At 64.8% G+C, this 23,785-nt stretch carries 23 protein-coding genes; 5 read left to right on the top strand and 18 right to left on the bottom strand.

What is annotated here, in order from left to right; genetic code table 11:
- The first annotated feature begins 7 nt into the window (after positions 1-7).
- Together AC1TQG_RS15710 and AC1TQG_RS15705 are read left to right on the top strand one after the other, a co-directional pair.
- The gene (locus AC1TQG_RS15710) at positions 8-1,357 is read left to right on the top strand and encodes a PspC domain-containing protein (RefSeq protein WP_482138355.1); all 1,350 of its coding nucleotides are present in this window, start codon (positions 8-10) and stop codon (positions 1,355-1,357) included.
- Positions 1,350-1,568 carry a hypothetical protein gene (locus AC1TQG_RS15705; RefSeq protein WP_482138353.1) on the top strand — a complete coding sequence of 73 codons (219 nt, stop codon included), beginning with the start codon at positions 1,350-1,352 and terminating at the stop codon, positions 1,566-1,568. The genes AC1TQG_RS15710 and AC1TQG_RS15705 overlap by 8 nt, the downstream gene beginning before the upstream one ends.
- 52 nt (positions 1,569-1,620) lie before the next feature.
- Here the strand turns inward: AC1TQG_RS15705 and guaA are convergent, their stop codons facing one another.
- The 4 genes from guaA to guaB form a co-directional block, all read right to left on the bottom strand.
- Positions 1,621-3,213: a glutamine-hydrolyzing GMP synthase gene (gene guaA / locus AC1TQG_RS15700; protein WP_482138351.1), complete on the bottom strand. Its 1,593-nt coding sequence runs from the start codon at positions 3,211-3,213 to the stop codon at positions 1,621-1,623.
- 51 nt (positions 3,214-3,264) lie between these two features.
- Positions 3,265-5,067 (bottom strand): GMC family oxidoreductase N-terminal domain-containing protein, encoded by a 1,803-nt coding sequence (locus AC1TQG_RS15695; protein ID WP_482138349.1) that lies wholly within the window; start codon positions 5,065-5,067, stop codon positions 3,265-3,267.
- A 64-nt stretch (positions 5,068-5,131) separates the two neighbouring features.
- Positions 5,132-6,274: a GuaB3 family IMP dehydrogenase-related protein gene (locus tag AC1TQG_RS15690; protein ID WP_482138347.1), complete on the bottom strand. Its 1,143-nt coding sequence runs from the start codon at positions 6,272-6,274 to the stop codon at positions 5,132-5,134.
- Positions 6,275-6,373: 99 nt separating this feature from the next.
- A complete protein-coding gene (gene guaB / locus AC1TQG_RS15685) occupies positions 6,374-7,906 on the bottom strand; it encodes an IMP dehydrogenase (RefSeq protein WP_482138346.1) in 1,533 nt (510 codons plus the stop codon).
- A 219-nt stretch (positions 7,907-8,125) separates the two neighbouring features.
- Here guaB and AC1TQG_RS15680 point away from each other — a divergent pair, with 219 nt between their 5' ends.
- A complete protein-coding gene (locus AC1TQG_RS15680; protein ID WP_482138344.1) occupies positions 8,126-8,518 on the top strand; it encodes a DUF5319 family protein in 393 nt (130 codons plus the stop codon).
- A gap of 116 nt (positions 8,519-8,634) precedes the next feature.
- Here AC1TQG_RS15680 and AC1TQG_RS15675 read toward each other — a convergent pair whose 3' ends face one another.
- The 3 genes from AC1TQG_RS15675 to AC1TQG_RS15665 all read right to left on the bottom strand — a co-directional run bounded on the left by AC1TQG_RS15675 (position 8,635) and on the right by AC1TQG_RS15665 (position 11,176).
- Positions 8,635-9,558, bottom strand: coding sequence for an anti-sigma-D factor RsdA (locus tag AC1TQG_RS15675; protein ID WP_482138343.1), 924 nt, complete (start codon positions 9,556-9,558; stop codon positions 8,635-8,637).
- On the bottom strand, positions 9,542-10,129 hold the full coding sequence (locus tag AC1TQG_RS15670) for a sigma-70 family RNA polymerase sigma factor (RefSeq protein WP_482138341.1): 588 nt from the start codon (positions 10,127-10,129) through the stop codon (positions 9,542-9,544). The genes AC1TQG_RS15675 and AC1TQG_RS15670 overlap by 17 nt, the downstream gene beginning before the upstream one ends.
- Positions 10,130-10,354: 225 nt before the next feature.
- Entirely contained in the window at positions 10,355-11,176 is an 822-nt protein-coding gene (locus AC1TQG_RS15665) for a hypothetical protein (protein WP_482138340.1), read from the bottom strand.
- Between the two features lie 436 nt (positions 11,177-11,612).
- Between AC1TQG_RS15665 and AC1TQG_RS15660 the strand changes: the two genes are divergently transcribed.
- Positions 11,613-11,909: a WhiB family transcriptional regulator gene (locus AC1TQG_RS15660; protein WP_482138338.1), complete on the top strand. Its 297-nt coding sequence runs from the start codon at positions 11,613-11,615 to the stop codon at positions 11,907-11,909.
- Between the two features lie 257 nt (positions 11,910-12,166).
- Here AC1TQG_RS15660 and groL read toward each other — a convergent pair whose 3' ends face one another.
- The 3 genes from groL to AC1TQG_RS15645 all read right to left on the bottom strand — a co-directional run bounded on the left by groL (position 12,167) and on the right by AC1TQG_RS15645 (position 15,877).
- Positions 12,167-13,792 (bottom strand): chaperonin GroEL, encoded by a 1,626-nt coding sequence (groL, locus tag AC1TQG_RS15655; protein ID WP_482138336.1) that lies wholly within the window; start codon positions 13,790-13,792, stop codon positions 12,167-12,169.
- A 132-nt stretch (positions 13,793-13,924) separates the two neighbouring features.
- The gene (groES, locus tag AC1TQG_RS15650) at positions 13,925-14,224 is read right to left on the bottom strand and encodes a co-chaperone GroES (RefSeq protein ID WP_482138334.1); all 300 of its coding nucleotides are present in this window, start codon (positions 14,222-14,224) and stop codon (positions 13,925-13,927) included.
- Between the two features lie 177 nt (positions 14,225-14,401).
- Positions 14,402-15,877 (bottom strand): MFS transporter, encoded by a 1,476-nt coding sequence (locus tag AC1TQG_RS15645; protein WP_482138332.1) that lies wholly within the window; start codon positions 15,875-15,877, stop codon positions 14,402-14,404.
- Between the two features lie 85 nt (positions 15,878-15,962).
- Between AC1TQG_RS15645 and AC1TQG_RS15640 the strand changes: the two genes are divergently transcribed.
- Positions 15,963-16,406, top strand: coding sequence for a MarR family winged helix-turn-helix transcriptional regulator (locus AC1TQG_RS15640; RefSeq protein ID WP_482138330.1), 444 nt, complete (start codon positions 15,963-15,965; stop codon positions 16,404-16,406).
- Positions 16,407-16,414: 8 nt separating this feature from the next.
- Here AC1TQG_RS15640 and AC1TQG_RS15635 read toward each other — a convergent pair whose 3' ends face one another.
- From AC1TQG_RS15635 to AC1TQG_RS15600, 8 genes are all read right to left on the bottom strand, one after another.
- Complete coding sequence (locus AC1TQG_RS15635) at positions 16,415-17,272, bottom strand: class I SAM-dependent methyltransferase (protein ID WP_482138329.1); 858 nt, start codon at positions 17,270-17,272, stop codon at positions 16,415-16,417.
- Positions 17,273-17,391: 119 nt separating this feature from the next.
- Positions 17,392-18,423 (bottom strand): tRNA (adenosine(37)-N6)-threonylcarbamoyltransferase complex transferase subunit TsaD, encoded by a 1,032-nt coding sequence (gene tsaD, locus AC1TQG_RS15630; protein WP_482138328.1) that lies wholly within the window; start codon positions 18,421-18,423, stop codon positions 17,392-17,394.
- Positions 18,420-18,899: a ribosomal protein S18-alanine N-acetyltransferase gene (gene rimI, locus AC1TQG_RS15625; protein ID WP_482138326.1), complete on the bottom strand. Its 480-nt coding sequence runs from the start codon at positions 18,897-18,899 to the stop codon at positions 18,420-18,422. Before rimI ends, tsaD begins: the two co-directional genes overlap by 4 nt.
- Positions 18,896-19,558: a tRNA (adenosine(37)-N6)-threonylcarbamoyltransferase complex dimerization subunit type 1 TsaB gene (gene tsaB / locus AC1TQG_RS15620; RefSeq protein WP_482138324.1), complete on the bottom strand. Its 663-nt coding sequence runs from the start codon at positions 19,556-19,558 to the stop codon at positions 18,896-18,898. Before tsaB ends, rimI begins: the two co-directional genes overlap by 4 nt.
- 134 nt (positions 19,559-19,692) lie before the next feature.
- Positions 19,693-20,142 carry a tRNA (adenosine(37)-N6)-threonylcarbamoyltransferase complex ATPase subunit type 1 TsaE gene (tsaE, locus tag AC1TQG_RS15615; protein ID WP_482138322.1) on the bottom strand — a complete coding sequence of 150 codons (450 nt, stop codon included), beginning with the start codon at positions 20,140-20,142 and terminating at the stop codon, positions 19,693-19,695.
- On the bottom strand, positions 20,139-21,188 hold the full coding sequence (locus tag AC1TQG_RS15610) for an alpha/beta fold hydrolase (protein ID WP_482138320.1): 1,050 nt from the start codon (positions 21,186-21,188) through the stop codon (positions 20,139-20,141). The genes tsaE and AC1TQG_RS15610 overlap by 4 nt, the downstream gene beginning before the upstream one ends.
- On the bottom strand, positions 21,188-22,333 hold the full coding sequence (alr, locus tag AC1TQG_RS15605) for an alanine racemase (protein WP_482138318.1): 1,146 nt from the start codon (positions 22,331-22,333) through the stop codon (positions 21,188-21,190). Before alr ends, AC1TQG_RS15610 begins: the two co-directional genes overlap by 1 nt.
- Before the next feature lie 14 nt (positions 22,334-22,347).
- Positions 22,348-23,769, bottom strand: a complete 1,422-nt coding sequence (locus AC1TQG_RS15600; RefSeq protein WP_482138316.1) for an NAD(P)H-hydrate dehydratase — start codon at positions 23,767-23,769, stop codon at positions 22,348-22,350.
- Positions 23,770-23,785 lie beyond the last annotated feature (16 nt).

Here is a 23,785-nt window from a genome sequence, read left to right as displayed (position 1 = left end):
TAGAAGCATGAGTACCAGCACGCCGAGTACCGACGACTTGCAGCAGCAGATTCGGAAGATGTGGCAGACCCGGCCTGCCCGGGCCACCGACGGTTCCACGATCGGTGGCGTGTGCGCAGGCATCGGTGCCCGCTACAAGGTCGATCCGACCCTGGTGAAGGTCGCGTTCATCGTTGCAGCCCTGTTCGGCGGGTCCGGGTTGGTGCTCTACATCGTCGCGTGGATCGTATTGCCCGAAGGTTCGTCGACCACACCACCGACCGCCCAGCATCACGGACGCCGGTGGCATGGTTTCGGGCACTCGTCATCGCATCCACCCACCGTCGTCGCGATCGTCGTCCTGGTGGTCGTTGTCCTTGTCCTGCAACCCAATCTCACCTGGAGCGGGGGCGGTCTGGCCGGTACAGCACTCATGCTGCTCGGCTGGTGGCTCCTCTATCAGCGGACCCCGGTACCTGTGCCGGGGACCAGCGCCGACACCCTCGGACGAGGGTCCGGCAGTGTGCAACCCGACGGTCAACCCGCCGCTGCGGCCGGCTCGTGGTGGCACAGCGGTGTCGGTTCCGACAGCGTCACCGACCCGGCGGACCAGTTCCAGCGCTGGACCCCGCGGGCCTGGCTCAAAGACGAACCACCGACCACCTCAAAAAGCAGCACCGACCCCGTGAACGACAATGCGGTCGCGGCCGACGCCCCGCTGCCGTCCCCGCCTGCGTGGGATCCGTTGGGCGTTGCACCTTTTGCCTGGGATCTCCCCGAGCCCGCACCGCCGAAGCACGAGAAGAAGTCGACCTCGCGATACACCCCGATCGTGCTCGGCATCGCGATCATCGCGACCGCGGTGACCGCAGGCATCTCCAGTTCCGTGGACTGGCTCAGTCCGGCCAAGATCGCTTCGGTGGGGTTGCTGGTACTGGCGGCCGGAATACTGGTCGGCGCATTCCGCCGACGCGGCTTCGGACTGGTCACCGTTGCCATCCCGGTCGCCGGCTTTGTTGTGGTCGCGTCGTTGATCAATGGCATCGAATTCCCGTCCGGAGGGGTCGGTGACCGTGACTGGAAGCCGCTGACCACCGCAGACCTGCGGGACAACTACTCTCTGTCCATGGGCAACGGCACACTCGATCTGCGGAACATCGAACTCACCGAAGACAAGACCGTGACCGCCGAGGTCGGTGCCGGGGAGTTCACGGTCATCGCTCCGCGCGACATGAACATCCGCGCCGACTGCGATGTCGCGGTCGGTGAGGTCAAGTGCCCCGACGGTCTGGACGGCGGACGGGACGGCACCGAAGGTCCCGTCCTGACCCTCGACCTGAGCGCGTCACTCGGAAACGTGGAGGTCACCCGTGGATAAGTTCTCTCCAACACTCGCCCTGAGCGGTATCGGAGCTCTCCTGGTGGCGATCTGGGGACTTCTCGGCGGCCCGGACATCACCAATTCGGGCACCGCGCTGTGGAGCACGTTGGCCGTTGCCGTCCTGGTCGGATTCGCACTGATCTTCAGTGGCGGACGGCCGGACAAGAGCGGACAACACGACAAGAAGGACACCGAACCGGCGGAGTGACCGCAGCCGGACAACCGCTCGGTGGCCAAACCTCAGAAACGAGGTCCGGCGATCACTCCCACTCGATGGTGCCCGGCGGCTTGCTCGTCACGTCGAGAACCACCCGGTTCACCTCAGGCACCTCGTTGGTGATGCGAGTCGAGATGAGTTCGAGGACCTCATAAGGAACACGGGTCCAGTCGGCGGTCATCGCGTCTTCACTCGACACCGGGCGCAGCACGATCGGATGACCGTAGGTACGGCCGTCGCCCTGCACACCCACGCTGCGGACATCGGCGAGCAACACGACCGGGCACTGCCAGATCTGGTTGTCGAGTCCGGCCGTGGTCAGTTCCTCGCGGGCGATGAGATCGGCCTTGCGCAGCAACTCGAGTCGCTCTGCGTTGACGGCTCCGACGATGCGGATGGCCAGTCCCGGTCCCGGGAAGGGTTGGCGCGCAACGATCTCCTCGGGAAGACCCAGCTCGCGACCGACCGCACGCACCTCATCCTTGAACAGCAGGCGGAGCGGCTCGACAAGACTGAACTCGAGGTCTTCCGGGAGCCCACCGACGTTGTGATGGCTCTTGATGTTCGCGGTACCGCTGCCACCACCGGATTCGACGACGTCCGGGTACAGCGTCCCCTGGACGAGGAACTCGACCTTGTCGCCGTCGGCGGCACGGTCACCGAGGACATCGCTGACCGCTCCTTCGAACGACCGGATGAACTCCCGTCCGATGATCTTGCGCTTGGTCTCGGGATCGCTGACGTCGGCGAGTTCACGAAGGAAGGTCTCTTCGGCATCGACGGTGACCAGACGGGCGCCCGTGGCAGCGACGAAGTCGTGCTGGACCTGTTCACGCTCGCCGGCGCGCAGCAGCCCATGGTCGACGAAGACGCAGGTCAGTCGGTCACCGACGGCCCGCTGGACCAATGCCGCGGCCACAGCCGAGTCGACGCCACCGGACAGACCGCAAATCGCCAGACCGCCGCCGATCTGCTTGCGGACCTGCTCCACCAGGGAATCGGCGATGTTCGATGCGGTCCATGTCGGCTCCAGTCCGGCGACCTCGTACAGGAACCGGGTGAGCACGTGCTGGCCATGCGGCGTGTGCATGACCTCGGGGTGGTACTGGACGCCGGCCATCTGGCGCTCCACACATTCGAAGGCGGCGACCGGCGCACCGGGTGTCGACGCGGTGACCACGAATCCGGGCGGCGGCTCCTGAACGGCGTCGTTGTGACTCATCCAGACCGGCTGCTCATCGGGGGTTCCCCCATGGAGAACACCGCCTGCCGTGGTCATCGTCGTGCGACCGAATTCGCGGCCACCGGTGTTGGCGACCACACCGCCCAGGGCGTTGGCCATCGCCTGGTATCCGTAACAGATACCGAGCACGGGTATCCCGAGCTCGAACAGGCCACCATCGATCCCCGGCGCGTCTTCGGCGTACACCGACGCCGGACCACCTGAAAGAACCAGTGCAACAGGGTTTTTCGCTTTGATCTCATCGAGGCTCGCAGTATGCGGGATCACCTCTGAATAGATCCGGGCCTCACGGACCCGCCGAGCGATCAACTGCGCGTACTGGGCGCCGAAGTCGACCACCAGTACCGGACGCGGGGCCGCTGATTGCACACCTGTATCTACGCTGTTTGCCACCGGACCAGTCTAAACGCGTCGCAGTTGTGTTCCGACCGTGGGGAGACGATCCTAGGCACCGGCCTGCATGGGCTTCGTCACAACGGTCAGCGGAAGCCGCAGCGCTCCGGGCGCACCTTCTGGCACCACGGGCGAGTTGGGCCGGGTCGGCACAACCTGGACATAGGGCTGACCCTGCTCGGGCCGGATGTCCACCTCACCCTTGTTGGGCCACAACGCGACAGCCCGTTCGGCCTGCGCGCAGATCGACAACGACGGGTTCACACCGAGGTTCGCCGAGATGGCCGCGCCGTCGGTGATGTGCAGGGTCGGATAGTTCCAGACCCGGTGATATGGATCGACAACACCGTTCTCAGGAGTGTCCGAGATGACACATCCACCCAGATAGTGGGCGGTCAGCGGCATGTTGAACACATCACCCCAGGTTCCGCCCGCAAGTCCGTCCTCGAACTGCGCCGCCGCCCGTTCCGTCGCCTCGTTACCAGCCGGGATCCATGTCGGGTTGGGTTCACCGTGGCCCTGCTTGCTGTTCACGAAGCGCCACGGCCCGAACTTCTGCACAAAGGTGGTCAGCGAGTTGTTCCGGTTCTGCATCACCAGCAGGATGACCGTCCGCTGACTCCAGTGCCGCAGTTTGAACAACTGGATCAGACTGCCCAGTCCTTCCTGACGAATCTTGTCGATCAGTTTGAGGCGTCGCGAACGCCCCGGCTCACCGTCGGTCAACATGGTCTGCAACAGAGCAATCGCGTTGGAGCCCTTGCCATACCGCACCGGTTCGATATGCGTGTCCGGCGCCGGATGGAAGGATGAGGTGATCGCGATACCCTCGGAGAAGTCCTGTGCCGGATCGTATGTGCGACGCATCGCACCCAGGATCGACTCGGAGTTGGTCCGGGTCAACAGCCCGAGCGCATCCGACACGTCCGGCAGCGCACCGCTGTTCTTGCCAAGGTGCATGATCTTCTGCGTATTGAACGTACCGGCGGCAACGATGACCTGACCGGCGGTCAGGGTCCGGCGGCGCGCGCCCAACCGGCCCCATGCGGCCGACCGACCGGTCTGCACATCCCAGCCACCATCGCGGCGCTGCGAAAGTCCGGTCACCGTGGTGCGGTCGATGATCTTGGCCCCGTGGGACTCGGCCAGACCAAGATAATTCTTGAGCAAGGTGTTCTTCGCACCCACCCGGCAGCCCGTCATACAGGCACCGCATTCGGTACACACGGTACGGTCCGGACCGACACCACCGAAATAGGGATCTGCCACGTCCTCACCGGGACGTCCTGTGCCACCGGACTTTTCACCGAAGAACACCCCGACGGGCGTCGGGCCGAACGTGTCGGCCACACCCATCTCCTCGGCGACCTTGCGCATCACCCGGTCGGCATGGGTCTCGATCGGAGTGGTCACCACACCGAGCATGCGACGGGCCTGCTCGTAATACGGAGAGAGTTCACTCTCCCAGTCGGTGATGTGCGCCCACTGCGCATCGGCGAAAAACGGTGACGGCGGTTTGTAGAGGGTGTTCGCGTAGTTCAACGACCCGCCGCCCACCCCGGCGCCAGCCAGGATCATCACGTCTTTGAGCAGATGGATCCGCTGGATCCCGAACATCCCGAGCTTGGGAGCCCACAACCATTTGTGCAGCCGCCAGCTCGTCTTGGCGAACTGCTCGTCGGAAAAACGACGTCCGGCCTCGACAACGCCGACCTTGTAGCCCTTTTCGACCAGCCGCAACGCACTGACGCTCCCGCCGAACCCCGATCCGATGATCAGTACATCAAAATCGTGGTCGCGGCGGGCGTCAGGCTTCTCTGGCTGCGAGTTACCGTTACCGCGCGATACAGACATCGTGACATCGTACCTTGTCACATAACGCTGCGGCGGTGACTCGACCTTCGGCCGATCCCGGCACTCAGTCGCAGACCGAGAGCCCGACCTTCTGGAACTCCTTGAGAGTCGAGTAGCCGGACTTGGCCATCGAACGACGAAGTGCGCCAACGATGTTCAGGTGACCGAATGGATCGTCCGTCGGACCGTGCAGGACGGTCTCGAGGGATGGACGTCCCTCGTCGGAGGCCACCGGCAAGAGCGCGCCACGCGGCATCGACGGATGCGCCGCCGCGGCCGGCCAGTAGTAACCACGACCGGGCGCCTGCGCCGCCGCAGCCAACGGACTGCCCAGAACCGCGGCGTCGGCGCCACAGGCGATTGCCTTCGCGAGCTCACCGGAAGTGTTGATGTCGCCGTCGGCGATGACGTGGACGTAGCGCCCACCGGTTTCGTCGAGGTAGTCGCGCCGCGCCGCAGCGGCGTCCGCGATCGCCGTTGCCATCGGCACACCCATGCCAAGCACTTCACTGGTGGTGGTCGATCCCATGGTCGATCCGTATCCGACGATGACCGCGGCAGCCCCGGTTCGCATCAGGTGCAGCGCGGTGCGGTGGTCGTGCACACCGCCCGCGATCACCGGGACATCGAGCTCGGAGATGAACGTCTTGAGGTTCAGGGGTGCCGAATCCTCTTGTGAGACATGTTCGGCGGAGATGATCGTGCCGTGGATGACCAGCAATTCGACTCCGGCCGCCACCAGCACCGGGGTCAATTCGGCCGCGTTCTGCGGACTGACCCGGACCGCGGTGGTCACACCGGCGTCGCGGATCGTCTTGACGGCCTGACCCAGCAGATCCCGATCGATCGGCGCGGCATGCAGTTCCTGCAGCTTGCGAACCGCGGCCGACGGATCGATCTCGTTCTCTGCGATCTCGACAACCTGGGCGATCTTGTCTTCGACGTCGCGGTGCCGCGCCCATAGTCCTTCACCGTTGAGCACACCGAGGCCGCCGAGACGACCCAGCTCGATGGCCACCTGCGGCGAGACCAGCGCGTCCGTCGGATGACTCAGGATCGGCGTGTCGAAACGGTATGCGTCGAGCTGCCAGGCGGTCGACACCTCTTTGGACGAACGTGTCCGGCGGGACGGAACGATGTTGATGTCACTGAGTTCGAATGTCCGCCGGGCAGTCCTGCCCATGCCGATGTCCACATGATCGCGCACGTGTTGTGCCTTTCGTTGCCGCTGCGCATCACACAGTGGTGATGCCGACCAGCTGAATTGACCGCTCCCCGGACGGCCGGCTCGCCGCCGACCAGGTTTTCACCGGGAAGTGTAGTTGGGTGCCTCGACGGTCATGGTGATGTCGTGCGGATGACTTTCCTTGAGACCGGCTGCCGTGATCTGCACGAACTGCGCATTCTGCAGGTCGGTGATCGAGCTCGAGCCGGTGTAGCCCATGGCTGCCCGGAGTCCGCCACCGAGTTGGTGGATCACCTGGGACAACGGTCCGCGGAACGGAACCCGGCCTTCGATGCCTTCGGGAACCAGCTTCTCTTCCGACAGCACGTCGTCCTGGAAGTAACGGTCCTTCGAGTACGACTTGGCCTGACCGCGACCCTGCATCGCACCGAGCGAACCCATACCCCGGTAGCTCTTGAACTGCTTGCCGCCCACCAGGATCAGCTCGCCGGGAGACTCCGCGGTCCCTGCCAGCAGCGATCCCAGCATCGCGGTGGATGCGCCTGCGGCCAGCGCCTTGGCGATGTCACCCGAGAACTGCAGACCGCCGTCGGCGATCACCGGGACCCCGGCCGGCTTGCAGACCGCGACGGCCTCCATCACCGCGGTGATCTGCGGAGCACCGACTCCGGCGACAACGCGGGTGGTGCAGATCGATCCGGGTCCGACACCGACCTTGACCGCGTCGGCGCCCGCTTCCACGAGCGCGGCAGCAGCCGCGCGGGTCGCCACGTTTCCGCCGACGATCTGGACCTTGGAACCCACCTCGGCCTTGAGCTTGCTGACCATCTCCAGCACCAGGCGATTGTGGGCGTGGGCGGTGTCCACGATGATGACGTCGACACCGGCGTCGGCCAAAGCCATCGCGCGGGCCCACTGGTCGCCGCCCGTACCGACGGCCGCACCGACGAGCAGCCGACCATCGGCGTCTTTGGTGGCGAGGGGATGCTGATCGGTCTTCACGAAGTCTTTGACGGTGATCAAGCCGGTGAGCCGGCCATGTCCGTCGACGATGGGGAGCTTCTCGATCTTGTGCCGGCGCAGGAGCCCGAGCGCGGCCTCCGCGGAGACACCTTCTTGCGCGGTGATCAACGGCGCCTTGGTCATGACCTCGGCGACCGGACGATTCTGATCGACCTCGAACCGCATGTCACGGTTGGTGATGATGCCGACCAGTTCACCCGCGTCATCGGTGACCGGCAGACCGGAAATGCGGTACCGGGCGCACATCGCGTCGACTTCGGCCAGCGTGTCGGTGGGACTGCAGGTGACCGGATTGGTCACCATGCCCGCCTCGGAACGCTTCACCGTCTCGACCTGACCTGCCTGCGCCTCGATCGACAGGTTCCGGTGCAGTACGCCCATGCCACCGGCACGGGCCATCGCGATCGCCATGCGCGACTCGGTCACGGTGTCCATCGCGGAGCTCACCAGCGGAACCCGCAGGGTGATCTCCCTTGTCAACTTCGTGGACGTATCGACGTCACTCGGAATGACATCAGAGGCGGCAGGAAGCAGCAGAACGTCGTCGAAGGTGAGGCCGAGCATGGCCACCTTGTTCGGATCGTCACCACCGGTCCACACGTGGGCTGGGCCGGCTATCTGATTGTTCATTCCGGGCACGCTCATTCCGGTCGGGCCATCGTCGTGAGACAGCACAGTCGTTTGAATGCCCCTATCCTATCTGCTCGAAAGTGCAACCCCTGCCACGGCAGCGGAGCCGCCCCTCACACCCCGATATCGCCGTCGCACTGTCATCCGCGCAACGGAAACTTTTCGCCACCCCGCGCGCAGAGTGGCGCTCGTGGGGTGCGGCTGACTACCGTGGTCAGGGTGCGAGACCATTTGCCACCGGGCCTGCCACCGGATCCTTTTGCCGACGATCCCCGAGGGGACCCATCGGCAGCGCTCGATGCAGCCCCTCCCGGAGAACCCTTGGACGCGGGTGAGCGGATGGCGATCGAGGAAGACCTCGCCGACCTCGCCGTTTACGAGGCATTACTCAATCGCCGCGGTGTCCGCGGTCTTGTTGTGATCTGCGACGACTGCCAACTCGACCACTACCACGACTGGGACATGCTGCGCGCGAATCTGCTGCAGCTCCTCGTCGAGGGAACCGTGCGGCCTCACGAGCCGGCCGTCGATCCGTCGCCAGAGGCATATGTCACGTGGGACTACTGCCGTGGATACGCCGACGCGATGATGCACGTCCGCGAAGACGACTAAAACTGCGCGACGACTGATCCGCGCAAAGCCGACCGAATCCTGACGTGCACTGAAAATCCTGACGCGCACTGAAACTGCTGCTGGTGATCTAGCGATCACCAGCAGTGCGGTCGGCATCAGCCCGGAGGAACCACCGGGACTTCACTGCTCGGAGTACTCGACGGCGGCGGCTCTGAGGTCGACGGCTCACTGACGATCGTGGGCGGTGGCTCCGACGACGACGGCACGGGTTCGCTCACGGCGGTCTCCGACGGGATGACCGTCACCGTTTCCTGCGGCACCGTCACAGTTGCCGTGGGTGCGCTGGGCGTGACGGTCAACGGCGCCTGGGCCGGACTCGAGCTGTCCGATCCCGATCCCGGTCGCGAAGTCGACGTCTTCGATGTCGGATCGTCCAACAGGCTGCGCATCTTGACGATCTTGCGCTCCAAGGACGTTCGGTCGCCGGCATCACGCACGTCATCGAGCAGCGATTCCGCGGTGTCAAGATACTTTTTCGCGGCCGGTTTGTCGCCGGCCACGAATGCTTGCGCGGCCCGGTCGATGTTGGCCTCGACGTCTGCCATGGCCAACGTGGATGACGCATCCGCGCCGAACATCACTTCTTTGACACCCCACAGCGGGTCGCCGGGCGCCGCATTGTGGGCAACCACGCTCACACCACCGAAGATGAGGGCAACCGCGGCCACCGCACCCCCGGCATAACGCGCGATACGCAGCGAACGTCGCTGCGTGGCTTGGCGCCGTGTGGCGGCGGCGATGCCGGCCTCGACATCTTCGAGAGTGGGTTTCTGTCCGATCGGCTGGGCCACCATGTCGTCACGCCACGTCGACAGCAGCCCGGCCAGTTCGTAGTCGACCTGAGTGCGAGTCGGAACGACCGGCTTCGACAGCAGTGCCTCGATGAACTCGTCATCGGCGCGAACAGCACCGAGATCCACCGGGATCGAGTCTTCATCCAGCACGGCGTCATCTGGCGAGGGCATGGCTCCGAATCCCTTGTCGACACCGCCTGCACGACGATCACGCTTTCTGGACACTACCCTCACCACCTTTCATGATTTCTTTCTTCAACTTTGCGAGCGCCCGATGCTGGGCCACCCGCACTGCGCCCGCGGTACTGCCGATGGCGACGGCCGTCTCTTCTGCAGACAACCCCACGACCACTCGCAGTACCAGGACTTCTCGCTGCTTCTCCGGAAGCTTCGTCAGCAGTGCGTTCATCCGCCGACCCGCGTCTGAATCGATGGCCCGCTGTTCCGGACCGCCGCCCGTTGCCATCTGTTCAGGTAACTCTTCGACCGGCTCGGACTTGTTCCGGCCGGCCGCCCGGTGTGCGTCCGCGACTTTGTGCGCGGCGATGCCGTACACAAACGCCATGAACGGCCTGCCCTGATCCTGATACCTGGGCAGCGCGGTCATGACGGCCATACAGACCTCCTGCGCAACGTCGTCGGCCGAGAGCGAATGTCGCTCACCACCCCCGACCCGGGCCCTGCAATAGCGCACAACCATGGGACGGACACTCTCTAATACGTCGGAGAGAGCTGACCGATCGCCCTGCGTTGCCGCAGTAACCGCCCGATCCAACTCGTCACCTGTAAAAATCATCGCTCGTTGATGTCTCCGCGTTACTTTTCGTCGAATGTCCCATGTCCATGCGAGGACCATCCCCCCACGGACCGTGGGGAAGTTTTCCCCCGCCGACCCGAGGGAATCACCCCCAGTACACCGCCCGGCGTCGCCCCCCGCTCATATGACAGCAGGAGTCGCCCCCCGTTTGTTGATTCATATGAACAGTCAGCTTAGTCAGCCTCCGGCGTCGCGCCGTTGACGCTAACCCATCGCCCCACCCCGCCCGGCGAGTACACAACCCAGCCGCTCGGCCTGTCCCGCCCAGTGCTCCCCCGCCCCGATTCCCTCCAACAGTTTCGCCGCCGCCCACTCCAGCGGCAGTTGACGGGCCGCCGCTGCCGCATCGGCAACCGATCGCGCGCGATCACCGGCGGCCGCCGTATCCCCGACTGCGGCCGCAGAAGCCGCGCAGATCAATTCGGTCTTGATCCTATGTCGCAGCGACGGACCCGCGATAGCGATCACCTCTGCGGCGGCGGCGTGTTCGGCGGCCGCCGCCGGGTCTGCGGTATACATCGCCAGCTCAGCCCACACCCAGTGCCACCGCAATTCCAGGCGCGGGCCCCAGATCCAGTCCCCCGCATCACCGCCGGGAACCGTGCGGCGATCACCGAGTGTCTGCTCGACACGCAAGAGAAGTCGCTCCGCGGCCGTGAACATGCCTCGCCCGAGATTGTCGGCGGCCAATCCGGTCAGGGCATCACACGCTGCCGTCACCGATTCGGTCTCGCCCAGATCTCCCAGGCCCGCGATATGGAGAGCGGCGCCGTCGTGGTCCGCCGCGCGATGGTGCCGGCCACCTTGCCTCAGGTGAGCGGCGCGGGTACTCGCAGCCAGCGACCTGAGGGCCGGACCACCGCCGTCACCGTCGATCCGGCGCAACTCGGTCGCGGCAGCGGCATAGAAGCCCTGGCCACCGAGAGCAACGGCCCGCAACCACCGCGACCACGCCCCATCTGCCGGTGGAATCTCTTGCGCGCTCGCGCTGCCACCGAACGCAATAGCGGGTAATGTGATCTGCATCGCTCTCCAGACTCGGTGACAATCGAATTAGCGCAGATTTAACGTACCTGCATCAGCCGAAACGTCGACAGAACGTTGACGGTAGATGGCCGAATCATTTCCGACGTGTTAATCGGACGCAGTGTCCGCATGTCTTCGTAACGAACCACATCCGCGACCCCACTACTCCACATGCGCCCTATCCAGCGCTGTGAACTGCGGTGATGGCCTCAATCGCGCCCCCCTCGCATCACATCAGCCACATGACAGTTGGCTCTGCGTCAATAAACGAATGGTTAACACCGGTCTAACTTTTCCCTGCCGTAGCCCTAGATATCGGGCTATTGACTCCATTTCACCCATTTGCATACGGTGTGCAGGACGACAAGGAAAACGTCGAATCGGTTTCATAAAGCTCACAATTAAGCCGCAAAGGCACGTCAAAGGGGAGCAGCAGATGCCTCAACCAAACCACCTCCCAGGACCTAACGCCGACATCTGGGATTGGCAGATGAAGGGCTTGTGCCGCGGAATCGACTCATCGATGTTCTTCCATCCGGACGGCGAGCGTGGACGGGCCCGCGCCCAACGCGAGCGGCGGGCAAAAGAACTCTGTCACCAGTGCCCGGTCCTGGCGCACTGCCGTGAGCACGCGTTGGCCGTTGCAGAGCCATATGGCATCTGGGGCGGACTGTCCGAATCCGAGCGTGGAATCTTGATGAAGCGCGGCGTCGGCCGTCGCATCGCGAGCTGAGCAACGCACCACCCGAACAACGAGTGACTTCCACCCCGACTTTTGATGTCGGTCGCTTCCACCCCGACTTTTGATGTCGGTCGCTTCCACCCCCACTTCTTGATGCCGGCCACTTCAAATCAGTGTGAAGACAAATAGGCACTGACGTTAATTCTCGGCCACAGCAAGATTTCCCGAACTGATGACAAACAACGGTGCCCCGGCGAAATCTCGCCGGGGCACCGTTGTTTGTCTGGGCTCAGGCCCTTTGTCACGAATCAGTGAGCGTGTCCGTGATGCCCGTGTCCGTCACCGGCAGGTGCGCCGGCCGGCTTCTCGGTGATCGTGCCTTCAGTGGTCAGCACCATCCGCGCCACGGATGCAGCGTTGACGATGGCCGAACGGGTCACCTTCACCGGATCAACGATTCCGTCGGCGAGCAGATCACCATAGGTCAGGGTGCCTGCGTTGAACCCGTGCCCGCGAGGCAGCTCGGCGACCTTGGAGGCCACAACGGCGCCGTCGGCACCGGCGTTGCTGGCAATCCAGAACAAGGGCGCCGAAGCGGCCTTCTGGACCACCCGAACACCAAGTGCCTCATCACCGGAGAGGCTGTCGGCGAGATCGTCGAGGACAGCTGCAGAGGCCTGCACGATGGCAGATCCACCGCCGGGGACGATGCCCTCTTCGACAGCGGCCTTGGCCGCGGCGACCGCGTCCTCGACCCGGTGCTTGCGCTCCTTGAGTGCGGTCTCGGTTGCTGCTCCGACCCGGATGACGGCGATGCCGCCTGCAAGCTTGGCCAGCCGCTCGGCGAGCTTCTCGCGATCCCAGTCCGAATCGCTGGCCTCGATCTCGCGACGAAGCTGATCAGCCCGGTTCGCGATGGCCTCGGTGGTGCCTGCGCCGTCGACGATGGTGGTCGAGTCCTTGGTGACAACAATCCGGCGAGCGCCGCCGAGCAGGTCGAGACCGGCATCGGCGAGGGTGATGCCGATGTCCGAGGTGATGACGGTGCCGTCGGTGACAATGGCCAGATCCTCGAGGAATGCCTTGCGGCGGTCACCGAAGTACGGCGCCTTGACGGCCACCGCGCGGATCGTCTTGCGGATCGAGTTCACGACCAGGGTCGACAGCGGCTCGCCCTCGACATCTTCGGCAAGGATCAGGACCGGCTTACCGGACTCGGCGATCTTCTCCAGCAACGGCAGGAAATCAGGCAAGGAGCTGATCTTGTCGCGGTAGATGAGCACCAGAGCGTCTTCGAGGACGGCTTCCTGGCTGTCGATGTCATTGACGAAGTACGGCGACAGGTAGCCCTTGTCGAACTGCACACCTTCGGTGACTTCCAGATCCGTGATCAGACCCGAGCTCTCCTCGACGGTGACAACACCGTCGACACCGACACGCTCCATCGCGCGTCCGACCATTTCGCCGACCTCTTCGTCGCGCGAAGAGACCGTGGCGACCTGTGCGATGGCCTTTGCGCCCTTGACCGGGGTCGCGGCGGCGATCAAGGCCTCGGACAATGCATCGGCAGCCTTGCTGATGCCCAATCCGAGTTCGATCGGGTTGGCGCCTGCGGCCACGTTGCGCAGGCCGGCCTTGACGATGGCCTGTGCGAGAACGGTTGCGGTGGTGGTGCCGTCACCGGCGACATCGTTGGTCTTCGTGGCAACCGATTTGACGAGCTGAGCACCGAGGTTCTCGAACGGGTCTTCGAGGTCGATCTCACGGGCGATGGTGACGCCGTCGTTGGTGACGCTGGGTCCGCCGAATGCCTTGGCCAGCACCACATGCCGACCGCGGGGTCCCAGTGTCACCTTGACCGCGTCGGCGAGCTGGTTGACGCCGCGTTCGAGCGAGCGCCGGGCCTCGTCGTTGTATTCGATCTGCTTGGCCATGGGTGTTGTGGCTCCTAGAAAGTGAGTGGGCTGGTCAGTTGGGTGATCGCAAAAACAGAACCGCCCCGGCAACCCCGCTGGGGGACGCCGGGGCGGTGATCCAATTCAGGTTCGATCGCTCGAGACCAGAATTTACTTGGAGATGACTGCCAGCACGTCACGCGCGGACAGGATCAGGTACTCCTCGCCGGAGTACTTGATCTCGGTGCCGCCGTACTTGCTGTAGATGACGGTGTCGCCTTCTTTGACGTCGACCGGGATCCGGTTGCCCTGCTCGTTCACGCGTCCTTCGCCAACGGCGACAACGGTGCCTTCCTGCGGCTTTTCTTTCGCCGTTTCCGGGATGACCAGGCCGGACGCAGTCGTCGTTTCGGCTTCGTTGGCCTGGACGAGGATCTTGTCCTCAAGCGGCTTGATGTTCACGCTCGCCACGATGTGAGCCCTCCACTTTCGGGGTAGTTCGGGCCCGAGGTGGACCCGTAGCTGTGTCTAACACGTATTCGGCGCCTGGATCGGTCCCGTCGTCGCGGGTGCCGGAACCTCACTGGGCGCCGACTAGCACTCTATACATGCGAGTGCCAGCACTCAAGGTCCGAGGGTGCAAGTTTCTCAAGCTGCGACCGCCACCCGCCGCCGCTGGGTGACGATCACGCCAACGGTCGTCAACAACGCGACCGTCGTGAGTACGGCGATCACGGTGATCGCCGGGACCATTCCACCGATGAGTTCTCCCGGCTCCCCGGGTTCTGCACTGCCCAGAATGGCCGTGACCACGGCCATCATCAGGGCTCCACCGATCTGGATGCTGGTGTTGACCAGACCCGATGCAAGTCCCTGCTCCTCATCGGCCACACCGGCGGTGGCCTGCGAGTTCACCGATGGGAAGGTCGCCGCAAAGCCCGCCCCGAGGAATATGACCGTGGGCAGCAGGAAGATCACGTAGCTCGCCCCCGGTTCCACCTGCAGGAACCAGAGGTAGCCGGCCAGGAAGGCCACAAATCCGCCGGAGATCAGGAGCTTGGTATCGACGCGGTCCAGCACCCGATCCATGAATGCGGCGCTCGCCACGACCAGCACTCCCGCCGGCAGGAATCCCAGCGCCATCTCCAGAGGTGACCAGCCCAGCGAATCCTGGAGGTACAGCGTCACCACGAACTGGAACGCGACATACCCGCCAAACATCGCGGCCGCCGAGAAATTGGCATGGACAAGCGCGATCGAACGCAGGATCCCCAGGCGCAACAGTGGATGACGATGGCGCATCTCGACTCCCACGAATGCGAAAGCCAACAGTGCAGAAACGACGAACAAGGTGATGGTCGACGGTGCCAGCCAGCCGATGTCGGGAGCTCGGACCACCGCGTAGACCAGGCTGAGCAATGCCCCGGTCGATGCGATGGCACCGGCGACGTCGAATTGGGCCCAACTGAAGTTTGTCCGCGCCGACCGCGGGATCACCCTGATGCCGACGACCAGGAGCAGGACCGCCACCGGTCCCGGGAATATCAACGTTGCACGCCAAGACAATTCGGTGAGCAGTCCACCGAAGACCAAACCGAGCGAGAAGCCGCTGGCACCGACGACGGTGTAGATCGAGAGCGCCTTGTTCCGTGCCGGCCCCTCGGCAAAGGTGGTGGTGATGATCGACAGTCCCGCCGGAACCGTGAACGCGGCCGCCACACCCTTGACGAACCTCAGGGCGATGATCAGGTTGTCGACCTCGGTCGCCGCGCTGATCACCGAGGCGATACCGAACACCGCAAGGGCGGTCAAGAACACCTTCCGTCGGCCCAGCAGGTCGCTGGTACGGCCACCGAGCAGCAACAGCCCGCCGTAACCCAGCACGTAGCCGCTCACAATCCATTGCAGTTGCGATTGGTCCATGCCCAGGTCAGCCCCCATGGACGGCAGCGCGACCCCCACCATCGAGATGTCGAGTCCGTCGAGGAACAGCGCCCCGGCCAGGACGACCAGCAAGATCCAGGTCTTTCGGCTCCACCCACCGGCAGCGGTGACATGGTCGGGCGGCTGCCCGGAATCGATCAGCCGCGATTGTGCAGTGTTTCGTTTCAGCTCAACTGTCATGCGACGAACTATATGCAGTTGCATCTTATTCGTCTACATAAAATGTACCTGCAATTAATGCCATTGCATGTGCTAGTATGCGGCTATGTCACACCCGCACCGAAGCGACGACGAGCTGGCCAAGGCCTGGCACGCGCTGTCTGTGCGCTACCACAAACTGCAGTGCGACCTCGACCGGGAACTGCAAGCCTGCCAACAGATCTCGAGTAGCGAGTTCGAGGTGCTCGAAGTCCTCGCCACTGCCGCCGACCACAAGATGCGGATGAACGAACTGTCCGGCCAGGTCCATCTGAGCCAAAGCGCGTTGTCGCGACTGGTGTCCGGCCTGGAAAAGGACGGGCTCGTCGAGCGGTCGATGTGCGCCGCCGACCGCCGGTCGGTGTTCACCGAACTGACCGACGCCGGGCAGGCCCGCTACGAGGCCGCCAAACCGGTCCAGCGCGCCATCCTGCGAGCCGAGGCCGATGACGACAACACCGGGTCCCTGTGCGGCGCAACGGGATTACATCAATCAGAGGTAAAGCCCTGACGTTCCGGTCAGGGGCGTCTGCCCGCGGCAACCAGTGCCACGCCGGGCAATTCGATGCCGTCGCGGGTTTGATACTCGGCAACCGATTCTCGTAACCGGCGGCGCAGCGAATCCCGGACTTCGGGTGCAAGGTTCTTGATGATCGCGGCAAGCGGGCCCGCCATCGCCGACACCCTCTCCCACCATTGATCGAAATCTGCTGCGACACAGGGTGTGTCAACCTCTTGGACGGTCACATCGACAAATCCTGCCGAATCGATCAACCCGGTGAGCGCGGACCTGTCGGCAAGTGAGAACGGACCGGGGACACCTGGCGGCGGGACCTCGGAACCCAGCTCCGCGGTCACCCCGTCAAACATCACTCCGAGCCACGGATTCCTCTCTCGGGCAGCCCACACCGCAAACGACACCCGTCCGCCGGGTTTGAGCACGCGATGGATCTCGGTGAGACCACGTGCGGGTTCCACCGCGAACATCAGGCCCTCCCGGCAGAGCACCGCGTCGAAGGCATCTGCCGGCATCTCGATCTGCTCGATATCCAGTACCGCCGTGGCGATGTTGGAGAACCCCAGCTGCTTCACCCGGTGGGTGGCCACCTCGACCATGTCCGGCGCCACGTCCGACATCGTCACCATCCCGGCCGCACCGACACGCCGCGCTGCACCGATGCCGGCGGCGCCGGTTCCGCACGCGAGTTCCAGGACACGGTCTCCGGGCGTCAGAGCGAGCCCGTCGAGCATCACCTCGGTAACCGCAGCCCCGCGTTCCTCGATGTAGTCGATCTGCGCGGCCCAGCCGTCGGCCACCGAGTTCCACATCGCATGCAACTGATTGCGCAGCGGATCGTTGTTCTCCTGCTCACCCATCGTGGCCTCCCTCGGGGTTAACAACGAGGATGCGCTCAATGAGTGTGGTTGTCACGGATTCTCGCTCGATGATGTCCGCTCGTGACACACCACTGCCAACTCGTGACACACCATCGCCGTCAGTAGGTGCTGACCTGAACCGACAGTCCCGGATCTGTCGCAACGGTCAACGCGGACGGGGATGCCCCACCGGCGATGACATGTGCCCCCAACGTGGCGATCATGACACCGTTGTCGGTACACAGCCGCGGCTTCGGAATACGAAGTGTGATGCCGGCGGCATCGCAACGCTCCTTGGCCATCGACCGGATCCGCGAGTTCGCGGTCGCACCACCGCCGAGCACCAGGGTGTCGACACCGACGTCGCCGCAGGCCCGGATCGCCTTCATCGTCAGCACATCGGCGACGGCTTCCTGGAACGACGCGGCGATGTCGGCAACCGGCGGTTCCACACCGTCGCGGCAGCACTTCTCCACATGCCTCGCGACTGCGGTCTTGAGGCCGCTGAACGAGAAATCATGGCGGGAATCGCGGGGTCCGGTCATTCCGCGCGGGAACTTGATCGCGTTCCGATCCCCGTGTGCGGCAGCCGCATCGAGCGCCGGACCGCCTGGGAAACCCAGACCGAGCAACCGGGCGACCTTGTCGAAGGCCTCCCCCGCCGCATCGTCGACCGTGGTGCCGAGTTCGGTGATCGGCGCACCCAAGTCGGTGACGTGCAGCAGATGTGTGTGCCCGCCCGACACCAGCAGTGCCACACAGGGCGGCATCGGTCCGTGCTCGAGCGTGTCGACCGCGACGTGTCCACCGAGATGGTTCACGGCGTAGAGCGGAACATCCCAGGCCGCGGCGTAGGCCTTCGCGGCGGCCACCCCGACCAGCAGCGCGCCGGCCAGGCCGGGGCCGATCGTCACCGCGATGGCGTCCGGCACCTTGATGTCGGCGGCGCTCAGCGCCCGCCGCATGGTCGGCACGATCGCCTCGAGGTGCGCGCGCGACGCCACTTCCGGGACCACACCGCCGTAGCGGGCATGCTCTTCGACGCTGGAGGCGACCTCGTCGGCCAGCAGTGTGGTGGTCTGATCCGGATTCCACCGAACGATGCCGACCCCGGTTTCATCGCAGGAACTCTCGATACCCATGACAATCATTGCGAATCTCCCGATTGTGACTGCTCACCGATCGCCCGGCGTCGCATGGTGTAGGCGTCGGCTCCGCTGGGCTGATAGTAACCCCGGCGCACACCAAGCTCTTCGAATCCGTTGCGGCGGTACAGGTTGATGGCGGTCTCGTTGTCGGTCCGAACCTCGAGGAACACCTGCGCATTTCGGCTGTCGGCAACCTCGAGCAGCGTCGCGAGCAATTCCCGGCCGTGCCCCTGACCCTGATACTCCGGATCGACGGCGATGGTGTGGATCTCGCACTCGGGGTCATCGGCGGGGCCGAGCACCGAGATCCCGGCGTAGCCGATCAGCGTCTCACCATCACGCATGGCGAAGTAATGATTGTGGGGTACAAGGATTTCCGACCGAAACGCCTCGGCGGGCCACGGCGAGTCCTCGGCGAACAGCTTCGCTTCGATCCGGGCACATCGTGCCGAATCCCGCGCCAGCAGCGGTCCGATCATTTCTTTCGATCCTTGAGTTCCACCGCGTCGGGCCGACGAAGATACAGCGGGGTCAGTGGCTTGGGCGCCACACCGCAGCGCAGGTCGGGCAGCGCCACCGCCACCAGACCAACCGCGGTCGGTGCGGTCGGGGTCAGGATCGGGTAGTCGTAAAGACTTGTATGACTCGGCGATCCGGCACTGGCATCGATCTTCTCACCGGCCAGCCTGGAACCGAGTTCGGCAGGCGCCATCACATCGGGTCCGTGAGTCCGGACACCGCAGGAGTAACGCGCCCAGTAGACCTCACGCCGCCGGGCATCGGTGACCACCAGCAACGAAGCGACATCGGTTGCCTGCGCGGCGATGCCGTCGAGTGAACACACCCCGTGCACCGGCAGACCCAGTGCATCACCGAACGCGGCACCGGTGGCCAGCCCGACCCGCAATCCCGTGAACGGTCCGGGGCCCTGCCCGACAACAACGGCGTCGAGATCGGACCGCGCCAGACCGGCCTCGTCGAGGCATTCGAGGATTCGAGTGGTGAGGATCTCTGCGTGACCGCGGGTGGTCACCTCACTGCGCTGCGCGCGGATGACGACCTGACCCGTTTCTGCGGTCACTTCAACGATCCCGGTGACAACTTCGGGAGTGGCGGTATCGATAGCGAGCACAAGCACGATGAGCCAGCGTACCCGTCCCCCGATGATGTGCCGTTTTGGCGCAGCTCACCTGGGGTTTTGTTCGCCACAACCCCACATCATCGGGAGACGAACCGGAGCGGAGCTCGACCCATGGGATCGGGAGAATCGGGTCAGTCTGTGATCCAGCCGTAGGAGGCGGTGCGTTCGTCGGTGTCGATGTCGCGCGTGAGGCGTATCAGCAGGTGCCGGCGGCTCAGCCGCTCGGCCACACCCTCGCCCCACTCGACCACGACCACCGAATCTTCGAGATCGGTGTCGAGATCGAGTGCATCGAGTTCATCGAGACCGCCGAGGCGATACGCGTCGACGTGGATCATGCCCGGCCGACCCTCTACACCCGCCCGGTGCTGGCGGGCGATGATGAACGTGGGCGAGCTCACCCGGCCGGTCACGCCGAGTCCGGCGCCGATACCGCGGGCCAGCGCGGTTTTGCCCGCGCCGAGTGGTCCGTCGAGGATCACCACGTCGCCTGCGGCCAGTCCGGCAGCGAGTTCGCGGCCGAAGGCCTCGGTGTCGGCGACGTCCGGCAGAGTGCACTGGTGCGGCAGGACAGGGCTCATGACTGCCAGGCCCGCTCGACCAGGGACTCGACGGCGTCGGTGATGACGTCCGGCTTCTCGAGCATCACCATGTGACCGCAATCCGGTACGCCGACCAGTTCGCATCGCGAGCCCAGCCGGTTGTGCAGTTCCACCGAGTTCGGAAGCGGGGTGACCTTGTCCTCGTAGCCGCACGCAACCAGGGTCGGGATCGCCGAAAGGACAGCCAGTCCGGCTGTTTCATCATGTTCTTCGAGTGACCGCAGAAAGTTGACCACCGTGTCGATCCGGGTGCGTTGGATGACCGACTCGACGAACTCGCTGACCGCCGGTGAATGGAATGTGGATCCGAAACTCCCGGCCGTCAGCACCGGGGCCATCAGCATCCGGGTCAATCCGCGTCCGGCCTCCACCGCGCGCGGCGCCTGCCGGACAGACAACCGGAAGGCATCGACCAGCGGATTCTGCAGACCGCGCCCCAGACCCACCTCCGCGATGCCGTGCGCGGCCGAGGCCACCAGCCCCACACCGAGAACCCTTGTCCCGAACAGTTCGGGTCGTCGGCTCGCCAATGCCATGATCGCCATCCCGCCCATCGAATGACCCACCAGGACAACCGGTCCGGTCGGGACCACTGTTCGCAGCACAGCTTCGACATCGGCGGCCATCTGGGTGATGGTGCACGACCCGGCCGAAGCCTGCCCGGACTCGCCGTGCCCACGATGGTCGAAGAAGATCATCCGAACGTCTCCACCCCAGCGCTTTTCGAGGTCGCGCCGCTGGAAATGCCACGTCGACATGCGCAGGCAGAACCCGTGGATGAATACCACCGTCAGCGGCGCATCGGCCGGTCCGACTTCCCGAACTGCAAGTGGCACACCATCGTCGGCGACCACGATGCTCGCGTGATCGGTGTAGATCAGGCCAAAATCCTCGATCGAGTTCGGATCGGGGGTTGCCGGTTGCCTGCGGGTCAGCGAGCGGGCAGCGGCACCGAGCGCCAACGCACCCAGCGTCGCGACACCGGCTGTGCCTGCGAGGATCTCGAGCCGTCCGGATCGTTCCATCAGACCACCTCACCGCGACCGGGCGCGGTGACGTAGGTCCGGACCGCACGGCCACGGATACCCGAGATGATCTCGTAGTCGATGGTGCCGATCGCTTCTGCCCATTCGAGCGCGGTCGGACCTCCGTCGGTACCGGTTCCGAACAGGACGGCCCGGTCTCCGACGACCACCCCACCGCCGTCAGGACCGACATCGACGACCATCTGATCCATGCAGACGCGGCCCACATTGGGGTATCGGCGACCGTTGATCTGCACACTCAGCGTGTTCGACAGCAGCCGGGGCACACCGTCGGCGTACCCGGCCGGAAGCAGCGCGACGGTCGTGTCGTGCGGGGCCACCCAACTATGACTGTATGAAACACCTTGTCCCGCCGGAACTTTCTTCACCGAGAGCACCTCGGCCGACAATGTCATCACCGGTATCAGACCGAAGTCACCGTGATCGGGAATCGGTGAGCGCCCATAGATCGCGATTCCCGGACGCACCAGATCGCGCGCAAGGTCGGGCCGCATCAGGGTGGCCGCCGAATTGGCGATGTGCCGAACCTCGACCGGCGCACCCACCCGGGCCAGATCGTCAGCGGCCTCGTCCAGACGCTGCGCCTGCAGATCATTGAGCGGATGATCCGGTTCGTCACCGCGCACGAGGTGACTCATCGCACCGCGCATGATGATCACCTGTTCGGCAACGGCTTTCGCCAACGCATCTCTGGTGTCGTCCCACTCGGTGATGTGTACCCCGTTGCGTGCCAGGCCCGTGTCGACCTTGACGGTCACCGATGCGGCGCGACCGGCGGTACGTGCCGCGGCCACCACCGCCTCGAGCTCACGAGATGAGGAGATCCCGACTTGAACGTCCGCCTCGATGGCCGAGACGAAGTCCGAATTACGACCGTGCAACCAGGCGAGCACCGGAGCGGTGATCCCCGCGCGGCGCAGTTCGAGCGCCTCGTCGATCGTTGTCACGCCCAACTCCGCGGCGCCCGCGGCGAGCGCTGCCCGACCTATCTCGACGGCGCCATGGCCGTATCCGTCAGCTTTCACCACCGCGATGATCTGGGCGCTGGTGTGCGCCCGCAGGATGCCGATGTTGTGCGAGACCGCCGAAAGATCGATCCGCGCTTCTAGTGCCGGAGTGTTCATCACGTCCCATTCTTTCACCTGCGGCCACCGAGTAACTCGCGCAAGGTCGGCGACAGGGCCTTGACCAGGGAAGATGCCCCGATCGGAGCCGTGTTGCCCGATGCGGTGATCGCAGCCAGAGCGTGTACCCGGGCCGCGGCGGCGCCGGCGAGTGATGCATCGATCCCGGCCGCGAGCAGGCTGCCCGCGATACCGGACAGTACGTCTCCGGCGCCCGCGGTCGCCGCCCACGACGAACGTGCGTCGTTGACAAGGGACAGGCCGTCGGCCCCGGCGATCACCGTGGCGCGACCTTTGAGAAGTATCGTCGCCCGCAGTTCGGCGGCCAGTTCACGCACTGCCGCGATCCGATCCGGCCCCGGAGCGGATCCGGTCAGACGGGCGAATTCGCCGGCATGCGGGGTCAGCAGGGTCGGCGCGTCGCGGCCTGTGACCAGATCGCGGTGCGCAGCGACCAACGTGAGTCCATCGGCGTCGATCAGGACCGGCAGATCGGTGGACAGGACGTACTCCAGTCGCCGGAGGCCGGCGGCATCGGTACCGGCGCCGGGACCCACCACCCAGGCCTGCACGGTCCCGGCGTTCTCCGGTTCATCGGCGACCACGGTCTCGGGATACTGCGCCAACACGTTCGGGCCTGCGCCTCCGGCATATCTGACCATGCCCGACGTCGCAGACACCGCGGCGCCGGTGCAGAGCACTCCGGCACCCGGATAACGGGCAGACCCGGCGACGATCCCGACCACACCCTGGCTGTATTTGTCGTCCGCGGGCCCTGGAATCGGCCACAGCGCCGCCACGTCGTCGTCCGTGAGCTGACCGACCGTTGACCCGGTGGCATCGATACCGATGTCCGCCACCACGATTCGGCCGCACTGCGCCGCCGCCATCACGTGCGCGATCCGCGCTGCCCCAAAAGTCACCGTGACCGCCGCCTTGACGGCAGGACTATTGACGAATCCGGTATCGGCCTCGACCCCTGATGGGATGTCCACCGAGATGATGGGCGCACCAGAGGCGGCAAGAACTTCCGCGGCCGGCGGACGCAAAGGACCGGTTCCACTGAGTCCGACGATTCCGTCGATGATCAGATCGACTGTGTCGGAGAACCTTTCGACAACCACACCACCGGCCTTTTCAAACGCGGCCAGTCCGCCGGCATGGGTGCGATCGCCCCCGAGTAGCACCGCCTGCGCCTGTACCCCGCGACGGCGGAGCTCGGCAGCGGCATAGAGCGCGTCGCCGCCGTTGTCACCCGAGCCGGCGACAACCCCGACCACACGGCCATAACATCCGCCGACCCGGGACTTCAGTTCGGCAGCAACCACTCCGGCAACCGCGTGCGCAGCCCGACCCATCAACACACCACCGGACAGCAGATCACCGGTGGCCGCCTCGGCCACCCGGATCTGGTCGGCGGTGAAGTAGCTGATCATGGCCGGAGAACCCCTG

Source organism: Williamsia sp. Y844 (assembly GCF_056786475.1).
The sequence above is the reverse complement of the archived record's forward strand: the minus strand, read 5'-3'. Positions and strand labels throughout refer to the sequence as shown.

Bases quoted from the DNA above. Each gene is read 5' to 3' on its own strand.
- AC1TQG_RS15610 (WP_482138320.1), bottom strand. From the start codon at position 21,188: ATGGAACGATCCGGACGGCTCGAGATCCTCGCAGGCACAGCCGGTGTC.
- AC1TQG_RS15660 (WP_482138338.1), top strand. From the start codon at position 11,613: ATGCCTCAACCAAACCACCTCCCAGGACCTAACGCCGACATCTGGGAT.
- AC1TQG_RS15645 (WP_482138332.1), bottom strand. From the start codon at position 15,877: ATGACAGTTGAGCTGAAACGAAACACTGCACAATCGCGGCTGATCGAT.
- AC1TQG_RS15665 (WP_482138340.1), bottom strand. From the start codon at position 11,176: ATGCAGATCACATTACCCGCTATTGCGTTCGGTGGCAGCGCGAGCGCG.
- AC1TQG_RS15710 (WP_482138355.1), top strand. From the start codon at position 8: ATGAGTACCAGCACGCCGAGTACCGACGACTTGCAGCAGCAGATTCGG.
- tsaD (WP_482138328.1), bottom strand. From the start codon at position 18,423: ATGATTGTCATGGGTATCGAGAGTTCCTGCGATGAAACCGGGGTCGGC.
- tsaE (WP_482138322.1), bottom strand. From the start codon at position 20,142: ATGAGCCCTGTCCTGCCGCACCAGTGCACTCTGCCGGACGTCGCCGAC.
- groL (WP_482138336.1), bottom strand. From the start codon at position 13,792: ATGGCCAAGCAGATCGAATACAACGACGAGGCCCGGCGCTCGCTCGAA.
- alr (WP_482138318.1), bottom strand. From the start codon at position 22,333: ATGAACACTCCGGCACTAGAAGCGCGGATCGATCTTTCGGCGGTCTCG.
- AC1TQG_RS15695 (WP_482138349.1), bottom strand. From the start codon at position 5,067: ATGTCTGTATCGCGCGGTAACGGTAACTCGCAGCCAGAGAAGCCTGAC.
- AC1TQG_RS15635 (WP_482138329.1), bottom strand. From the start codon at position 17,272: ATGGGTGAGCAGGAGAACAACGATCCGCTGCGCAATCAGTTGCATGCG.
- guaB (WP_482138346.1), bottom strand. From the start codon at position 7,906: ATGAACAATCAGATAGCCGGCCCAGCCCACGTGTGGACCGGTGGTGAC.
- AC1TQG_RS15600 (WP_482138316.1), bottom strand. From the start codon at position 23,769: ATGATCAGCTACTTCACCGCCGACCAGATCCGGGTGGCCGAGGCGGCC.
- AC1TQG_RS15640 (WP_482138330.1), top strand. From the start codon at position 15,963: ATGTCACACCCGCACCGAAGCGACGACGAGCTGGCCAAGGCCTGGCAC.
- rimI (WP_482138326.1), bottom strand. From the start codon at position 18,899: ATGATCGGACCGCTGCTGGCGCGGGATTCGGCACGATGTGCCCGGATC.
- AC1TQG_RS15670 (WP_482138341.1), bottom strand. From the start codon at position 10,129: ATGATTTTTACAGGTGACGAGTTGGATCGGGCGGTTACTGCGGCAACG.